Origin of the sequence: Siccirubricoccus soli, assembly GCF_024178315.1 — a bacterium.
Classification (GTDB): domain Bacteria; phylum Pseudomonadota; class Alphaproteobacteria; order Acetobacterales; family Acetobacteraceae; genus Siccirubricoccus; species Siccirubricoccus soli.
The window spans coordinates 1-268 of sequence record NZ_JAMZIK010000332.1; the positions used below are offsets into that span (position 1 = coordinate 1).

The following is a 268-nucleotide window of genomic DNA, read 5'->3' on the forward strand; positions in this document are numbered from 1 at the left end:
CCGACCGCCCGCATCCAATCCATACCCACAATAACATCAAAACTACCGATATCGAACGGAATGAGATCAATAAGAAACGGTTGATCATTTAGCACTAACGTACAATCACGGACTACTTGGTTAATCCTAGACAACTCACCATTAACCATCTCGATTTCAAAGATAAAACTCAAAGGGCTAAGAGAAACATCCAAGTACGGAATAAATTTAGAAGAAATAAGGCTATAATCCGCTCCGGAATCAAATAACACCGTGGCATAAAGATTGT

Annotated in this window: 1 protein-coding gene; it reads right to left on the reverse strand. The window is 39.6% G+C overall.

The features are described 5' to 3' along the window. Nucleotides 1-268, reverse strand: a 268-nt coding sequence (locus NJ376_RS28600) for a pepsin/retropepsin-like aspartic protease family protein (RefSeq protein ID WP_252956732.1), incomplete at both ends; no start/stop codon positions are given.